This window comes from Candidatus Ichthyocystis sparus (assembly GCF_900078745.1).
In the GTDB taxonomy this organism is placed as follows: Bacteria; Pseudomonadota; Gammaproteobacteria; order Burkholderiales; family 2013Ark19i; genus Ichthyocystis; species Ichthyocystis sparus.
Window position 1 is genome coordinate 1 of sequence record NZ_FKII01000006.1, and the last position, 6,206, is coordinate 6,206.

Genomic DNA, 6,206 nt, shown 5'->3' on the forward strand with positions numbered 1-6,206 from the left:
GCTAACGTCATTAAATGGAGTTAACTTAGTAGATTTTTTATCGAAACTAGATTGTGCTATTCGTGATCTAGTGTGGTCCGTATTTAACTCTAGGTGGGCTGTGGAAACTGGTAAAGCTTGTTCTGAATTAGCATGTGGATTATTGAATGATGTTAGTTGTAAAGATCTCATTAGAGTCCTCGGTGTTGCTGATGTTCCTGTAGCGTCGTTTTCGGTTTTCCGAAAATATATGATGAATAAAAGTAAGACATCAGTAAGTAGTAGTAAGATTACAGCTGTAGGCACTGATTCAGGAAGTGATATTACAGATCATGAACCATTAGAGGAGGATTATGGTTCTTCTTCTGATGAATCTTCTTCGAATATTATTGATGATGCTTTAGTCTCGACTGGAGATAGTGCTTGTTCTGAGTTTGTAGCTTTAGTAGGTGGATCAACTACTGCTACCTCACATTCACCTTCGATTTCATTACCTACACCCGCATCTTCATATCCATCTACTTCTGGCCCCCATTCCCAATCTAAGACGCAATTAGGATCCTTGTTGCTATTAGAGGAGAGTAGTGATCAATCTCCTAGATTTGTTGCATTGTTTTCTTATATAGATCAATCTGGTAGCGTGTCTACCGCTGGTACTGGTCCTACTTTTGTAGGATCACCTGAAGGTACTGGGTCCTCTTTGCCTTTTGTTACCAGGTCTGTTTCTGAGTCAAATGTCTCTAGTGAATCTTTATTGACTGTTAGTGATGCTGTTTTAGTGCCAACTGCTGATGATACTGTTCCTAATTTGGAAGTTTCAGGGGATGAATTATCTGCATCTTCATCTTTGCCTTCATTTGAGTGGGAGCAGGTGCCGATATTTCCTCCTTTCCTGCAACATCATTGGCTGGAGAAGTTAGATTGATAGTGGTGGTAATGTTTTTTAGATGATCTAGGACTACCTCTTAACGGCTACAGGGAATTGCATCTATATAGTTCTATGTCTAGGTTTTTTTGTATCTGCCATTGCAAGTATCGTCCTGATTTTATACTTTTACTTTCTAGTGTTATAGTGTTGCCAAGTTCCTCTGATTGTAAGTTAGTTCCATTGAGTGGAGGTAGTTTATTGGGTTTTTCATAGAAACTAGATTTTGCTGTTCTTGATGAAGCGAAGTCTGTATTTAAATCTCAGTGGGATAAAGTAGCTGGTAAAGTTTTTTCTGAACCAGAAGATGTATCATTGATTGATGTTTGTTGTGGAGATTTTGTTAATGTCATCGATGTTGTTGGTATTACTACTGTGGCATTTTAATATTTCCAAAGACGCAGGGTAGGTAAAAGAAAGATATCAGAAAATAGTAGTAAAATTACAAGTGAAGGTAACTACTTAAGAAGATGGCGACACAGGTCCTGTTGGTTCTTCTTCAAGTTTGTAGCTTCAATCTTGATTATCGTCTCAACCTGGACCTGAGTCATTGCTCGAAGGTGCTGGATCTTAGGTGCCTCTTTTGGCTGCTAGTGACGTCTTACTAGTCTTAGCTGCTGATGATACTGTTTCTAGTTTGGAAGTTTTAGGGTATGAATTGTCTGCACCCTCATTTTTTCTTGTACTTATAACTGAATATTTGTTTTCAACTTCGCTTGAGTTGGAGCAAATGCCGATGTCTCCTTCTTTCCTACACCGCCATTGGCTAGAGAAGTTAGATTGACAGCGGTTGATGCTGTTTATGTGTTGAGAGATTTAGGAGATGGGTTACATTCGTCTCTGACTCTTCTTTTTTGTGTCTATTGAATGCTCAGGTGTAGTTCGTATTTTTACACATTTCTTATTCAATAAATATTAACAATTGCAATCCTTAGTAGTTAATTTATTTAATCATTTATTTATATAAATATATTGATTGATATTTTTTCTTATTCATAATTTGCACGTTATGAAAAAGTTATACTTGTGAAATTATACTCATAATATAAAATATAAAGTGGTACTAAATTAATGTATAAAAGGTAAATTTCTGGGTGCAGTTATAGTTTTAAGTATTTGCTTTATTTGGCGATACATCTCCTAATAAGTGGCGGCAGTTGTGTATCTAACTTTTGAATTTTTTTAATGCTGCTCAATTGTTAGAAGTTAGATGTGAATACTGTAATTGGAGTTTGTGATTCTTATTCTTGTTTATCTGAGTTATGAAAGCATCACTCGTCGCAAAACATATGCAGGAAGGTGTAACATATATTTGTATTGCACGTGACTTATATTAGTTAATTTCATGTGGTTTTTTTGTATCAAATACAATGATATTTTATGAAGTGCAATGTTGATTGTTACTTTTATTTATTGAGTTAATCCAGATTTTAAGCGCTGCAGGTAATATTATATAAAATATTCACACGAGATTTTGGCATTGTATGTGATATGCATGTTCTACATTAGTTGTTTTAGTTAGCATGTGTGGGTGGCTTATGTCTGTGTTACTTAAATTTATATTGCTGTTTTTAACACAAAACAGTTGTGAATTTTGCTGTAGATCTTATTTTTACATTTCACCAATTATAGTTAAGTGGTGATCAAATAATGCATTGTACGTTTCATTATTAGTGATTAGTTTATGCAACTAATAGTTGCTTGTTTTTTTAAGTTATATGCGAGTTACGTGTCTTATTGGCAATGTCTTTTTACTTTACCTTTGTAGGTGTTAAATACTGCTTTCAGAGAATGTGAGTGTTGTTTTATGAATTGAGTTACAAGGATGGTAGTGATGTACCACTCTTACTGTTCGTGATTTTGTGAGCATTTAGTTTTGTAACTATGTCTACTTCTCTCTTGCAATGTTGTTGTATGATCTGACGACGGGCTCAATAAACAATGAATAATAAACAATAAATTAAACATAGAGGTTGTTATGTATCCTGTATCTGCAGTTCCAGAGAGCAGTTGTGGTGTTAATAAAGAGGACACTTTACAGGCTGGTGGTTTGCAGCAGGTTGAAGCTTCTTCTGTTGTTGCTTTGTCTGCAGCTAATTCAAATGCAGCTGCTTCTGTAGGTGAGGGGATGGGTACTAGAGGTAGGGGAAAGGATGCTGCCCAAAAATCTACAGCTGCTTCAACCTTTACTGTCAGTCCTGGTGTTTTTGATTCACTGGGCGTTAAGTTACATCCTGATAGTGCTCAAGTGATTAATGATATCCTTTTTAAAGTAAGTGCATTTGCTAAACATATTTACAAGTCTAAGGTAGGCAAACAACTACCACCGGATGTTAGTAATAGACTTACAGTAACTGGACGAGCCATTTGGTACGGTACTTACAGGATGATGTGTGAGGCTAATTTTTTATATAGGTGTCTTCGTGAGTACCATTTTAAGCATCGTCCTAATTTTGTACGTGCTCTTCCTAAAATTAGAGTGCTATCTGATTCTTCTGACGGTGATGTAGTACCATTGCCCAGAGATGGTTTGCTAGATTTTTTATCGAAGTTAGATTGTGCTGTACGTACTGAATTGGAGTCTGTTTTTAATTGTGCTTGGGGTGAAGTAGTTAATAGTACTCTTAGCGCTCTAGAAGGTGGGTCCTTGAGTTCAGTTGCTTGTAAAGATGTTACTGATGTTCTAGAAGTTGCTGGTGTTCCTGCGGCTGCATTATCGGCAGCATGTTATGCAACGCGCACAATTAGTAAAGGTACTGATAGAAATAGAGGATCATTAGGGGTTAGTACACCTTCCTTGTTGTCTGTTTCTGCTGAGAATGATAATCCATCTTCCTCTACAACTCGGGATACTTCCTCTTCTGTTTCACCGTCTGTTGAATGTGTTGATTTGATGGATGTTAAATTACATCCTGATAGCGCTAGACTAATTCATAAGCTTTTTTATGACGTTAATCATTCTGCCAAAACGTCTCGTTCCCGTTCGGTATCCAATTACCTATCAGAGATTATGAATAGTAAACTTTCTGTGGTTGGAAAAGCTATTTGGTGTAGAACCTATAGGGAATTGCATTTAGTTAGTTTCGTGTCTAGGTGTCTTTGTATATATCATTCCAAGTACCGTCCTGAATTTATACGTACCATCGGCAGTATCCGAGTATTGTCGAGTTCCAATGATACTACGCTAGTGCCATTAAGTGGAGGTGGTTTATTGGGTTTTTTATCTAGACTAGATTGTACTGTTCGTAGGTTGTTGGAGTCTATATTTGACTTTGAGTGGAATGGGGTAGCTAATAGAGTTTTTGCTGGTCTAGAAGATGAATCATTGAGTGATGTTTGTTGTAAAGATATTATTAATGTCCTCGATGTTGCTGATATTCCTGTAGTGGCACTCTCAGTTTCCAGAAGGTATCCAAGAAATAAAAGCAAGAAACCGGAAAGTAGTAGTAAAGCTACATGTAATGGCACGAACTCGGTAGATCCTTACGCAGATATTGTGTGCTCTTCTTCTGATTTGCAATTTCAGTTTGCATTACCGCCCCAATTTGAGCCTGAACCTGAGGCTGAATTTTTACTTCAACCTGAGCCTGAGTTATTACCTCAACCTGAGTCTGCTGAATTATTGCCTAGACCCGAGCCTGAGTTATTACTTCAACCTGAACCTGAATTTTTGTCTCAATCTGAGCCTGAATTATTGCCTAGACCTGAGCCTGAATTATTGCCTAGACCTGAGCCTGAGTTATTACTTCAACCTGAACCTGAATTTTTGCCTCAATCTGAGCCTGAATTATTGCCTCGACCCGAGACTGAGTTATTAACTCAATATAGGACTGAGTTATCAGGTCAGTGTGAACCTGAGTTATCAGGTCAGTGTGAACCTGAGTTATTATCTAAAGTTATTGGATCTTCTTTGTCTCTTCTTATCGATCCTGTTGCTGCATCAATTGTTACTGGAGAATCTCTTTTGGATATTGGTGAGGATGTTCTAGTATCGACTACTGAAGATGCTTCTCCTGATTTGAGAGTTTTAGGGAATGAGTTATCTGCACCTTCATCTTTGTTTCCGTTGTTTGTACCTGTGCCTGTGCCTGTGCCTGTAACTGTGATTGTTCATGTGCCTGTGTTTGTGCCTGTACCTGTGCCTGTACCTGTGCCTGTATCTTCATTCCCATCTGAGTTGAAGTTGAGAGCGGCTTCTGGTATTTACTCTGCTTCTCCACCTCCTGAGGAAGATGTTGTATTGACCGAGGTTGTTGATGTTAGTTCTGTGTTTGGTGGTGGGGAAGGCGAATCACTTTCTCCTTCTTCTTCATTTTCGGTCTTACCTATATCTTCGTCCTCACCCTCGTTGTCTTCATATACATCTGAATCAGGATGTAATGCTGATCTTTCCTCCTTCTCTCCGGAATCACCTGTACCTATTAGAGAAGTTGTTGGATTGGCTGGAGAAGGTGCTGTTTCTGCACCTGGAGTTTTGGATGAATCATATTCTGTGATTTCGCGTGAGCAGCTAGTAGTTCCAACTGCTGTCTATACTACTGCTATCGGAGAATCTTATACTGCAGCTGGTAGTTCTTCTAGTTATTTTCTCAGATCTAAGAATATTATGCGTGGGTTAACTAATTGTCATTCTGAGGTGCCTGCAAGTAATGATACCACTGCTGGACCTTCTTCTTCTGCATCTGTGGGTGTTAGTAGTTTGCTGATGTCTGCTACTGGTACTGCTGCTGAGGGAGAGGATGTGGGAGTGAGATTGTCAGCGTTGCTGAGTCGAGAACTACCACCTGCTGATGAATCAAGTGGGTCTATGGGAGGATGTGAAGGCAGTGGCGGTAGAGGTAGGTTTTCTTCCTCGCATCGGGGTAGTGCTCAGAGAGGAAGAGGGCGTAAGAGAAAAAGGGAATAGTAATTGTGAGAATTGCTTCTATTTCCTACCATAGTATTACATGATTTTATTCCTCTATTGTTTGCAGGTGGTGGTTATTTTTTTTGTATGAGATAGAGGTCGTTCTTTGTGTCAGCATGCTTGGGTGTTGGCCGTGCTCTTGCTTGTATTCATTTATATTTCTATAGGTAGTGGTAGTATTTTATTTCTTTCCTCTTACTCAATAAATAAACAATATTGAGTGGCTGGTATTGTTGTTCCCTCTTTTTACTTGGCGTTACTCTGTCTCCTGGGAGTGTTCGAGTAGTTGCAGGTCTCCTTTTTAAAGTTAATAAATTAGCTGAATATTTTTACAATAGTATTGTAAGCAAACAACTCTCACCAATATTGAGTGGCAAACTTTCGTTAACTGAACGA

The 6,206-nt window shown here is 38.2% G+C and carries 5 protein-coding genes; all 5 read left to right on the forward strand.

Going from position 1 to position 6,206, the window contains the following annotated elements:
* Nucleotides 1–904, forward strand: a 904-nt coding sequence (locus A6733_RS08585; protein ID WP_176696723.1) for a hypothetical protein, incomplete at its 5' end; no start/stop codon positions are given.
* Between the two features lie 75 nt (nt 905–979).
* Nucleotides 980–1,120 (forward strand): hypothetical protein, encoded by a 141-nt coding sequence (locus A6733_RS08590; protein ID WP_176695689.1) that lies wholly within the window; start codon nt 980–982, stop codon nt 1,118–1,120.
* Nucleotides 1,121–1,487: 367 nt separating this feature from the next.
* Entirely contained in the window at nt 1,488–1,688 is a 201-nt protein-coding gene (locus A6733_RS00140) for a hypothetical protein (RefSeq protein ID WP_141663415.1), read from the forward strand.
* Between the two features lie 1,194 nt (nt 1,689–2,882).
* A complete protein-coding gene (locus tag A6733_RS09570; RefSeq protein ID WP_176696724.1) occupies nt 2,883–5,810 on the forward strand; it encodes a hypothetical protein in 2,928 nt (975 codons plus the stop codon).
* 216 nt (nt 5,811–6,026) lie between these two features.
* A partial coding sequence (locus tag A6733_RS09305; RefSeq protein WP_242641574.1) for a hypothetical protein occupies nt 6,027–6,206 on the forward strand: 180 nt, incomplete at its 3' end.